The 1,868-nt window shown below is 71.3% G+C and carries 2 pseudogenes; both read left to right on the top strand.

Going from position 1 to position 1,868, the window contains the following annotated elements:
- Window positions 1–15: 15 nt before the first annotated feature.
- Window positions 16–681, top strand: a pseudogene (locus L0B83_RS19535) (DUF222 domain-containing protein); the annotation flags it as partial.
- Between the two features lie 649 nt (window positions 682–1,330).
- A pseudogene (locus L0B83_RS19530) lies at window positions 1,331–1,868 on the top strand (HNH endonuclease signature motif containing protein); the annotation flags it as partial.

The following is a 1,868-nucleotide window of genomic DNA, read 5'->3' as shown; positions in this document are numbered from 1 at the left end:
GCCGCTTCCGTCACCGTGCTTGCCGGTCTTGCCGCCAGTGCGGGCGCGGACAGTTCCGATCCGTTGCGGGACCTGGCCGACGGGTGCCTGGACGGTCTCGCCGAAGTCGCCCGGCTCGAAGCCCGGACCGCGGCACTGAAGGCCAGCCTCGCCGAGGACTACGCCCGGGCAGCCACCGCCCTGGCACCCCCGCCCGGCTCCCCTGCCGAAGCCACCACCCGGGACCTTGCCCTGCTCGCCGAGATCGCCTGCGTCCTGACCATCAGCGAACGCACCGCCGCGGCCCTCCTGGCCGATGCCCAGGCACTGGCCACGAACCTGCCCCTGACACGGGCGGCCCTGCGCTCGGGAACCATCTCCTGGCAACACGCCCGGATCATCATCGACCAATCCCACACCCTGGACCCGGACGGCGCCGCAGCCCTGGAAGCACACTTCCTGGACCCCCACGCACCCCACCCCGCCCGCGGCTGCCCGGCCGGGGACCTCGTCCCCTCCAGGTTCCGGGCCAAAGCCCGCACCTGGCGCGAACGCCACCACCCGGCGAGCATCGAAGAACGCCACACCAAAAGCGCCGCCGACCGGCGCATCGAATACCACCCCGACACCGACGGCATGGCCTGGCTCTCCGCCTACCTGCCCGCAACCACCGCCGCAGGCATCTGGAACCGCTGCACCGCAGCCGCCCGCGCCCTCCAAAACCCCCACGAACCCCGCACCCTCACCCAACTCCGNACCGACGGCATGGCCTGGCTCTCCGCCTACCTGCCCGCAACCACCGCCGCAGGCATCTGGAACCGCTGCACCGCAGCCGCCCGCGCCCTCCAAAACCCCCACGAACCCCGCACCCTCACCCAACTCCGCGCCGACATCACCGCCACCTGGCTCCTCACCAACAACACCACCAACAACAACAACAGCCACCTCCCCGACCGGATCGCGGACATCGACGACGGCGGCAGTCTNGCGCCGACATCACCGCCACCTGGCTCCTCACCAACAACACCAACACCACAACCACCACCACCAACGGCCGCCTGCCCGACCGGATGTGCGACGACGGCGGCAGTCTGCCCGGCGGAATGGTCGGCGGCGGGGTGGTCGCGCCCGGCGGAATGGTCGACGGCGGTGTCGGGATGCCCGGCGGTGTGGTCGGCGGAATCGCCGACGGTGCGGGTGCGGGGGTGCCGTTCCCGCGGGCACAGGTCCTGGTCACCGTCCCCGTCCTGTCCCTGNGCCCGGCGGAATGGTCGACGGCGGGGTGGTCGCGCCCGGCGGAATGGTCGACGACGGTGTCGGGATGCCCGGCGGTGTGGTCGGCGGAATCGCCGACGGTGCGGGTGCGGGGGTGCCGTTCCCGCGGGCACAGGTCCTGGTCACCGTCCCCGTCCTGTCCCTGCTGGGCGCCACCGAAGAACCCGCCATGCTCGACGGATACGGGCCCATCCCGCCCTCCATGGCCCGGACCCTGATCGCCGAAGGCGCAGACTCCTTCCACCGCGTCCTGACCGACCCCCGCGACGGCGCCCCACTGGAAATCGGACGCACCAGCTACCGCCTCACCAAAGCCATGCGCCAATGGCTGCGCCTGCGCGACGCCAAATGCCCCTTCCCCGGCTGCAACAACCACTCCCTGGACAACGACGCCGACCACCTCCTGGCCTGGGCCGACGGAGGCACCACCGGCATCACCAACCTGGGCCAACCCTGCCCCAAACACCACCGCCTCAAACACACCACCGCCTGGACCCCCACCCCGGCCAGCAAAAACCACCCACCCGGATGGACCTCACCCACCGGCCGGCACTACCCCAGCGAACACCAAGACTGGGAACCACCCCACTGGCCACACCACACCCCCACCACAA

Source organism: Arthrobacter alkaliphilus, from assembly GCF_021483235.1.
GTDB lineage: Bacteria > Actinomycetota > Actinomycetes > Actinomycetales > Micrococcaceae > Arthrobacter > Arthrobacter alkaliphilus.
The sequence above is the reverse complement of the archived record's forward strand: the minus strand, read 5'-3'. Positions and strand labels throughout refer to the sequence as shown.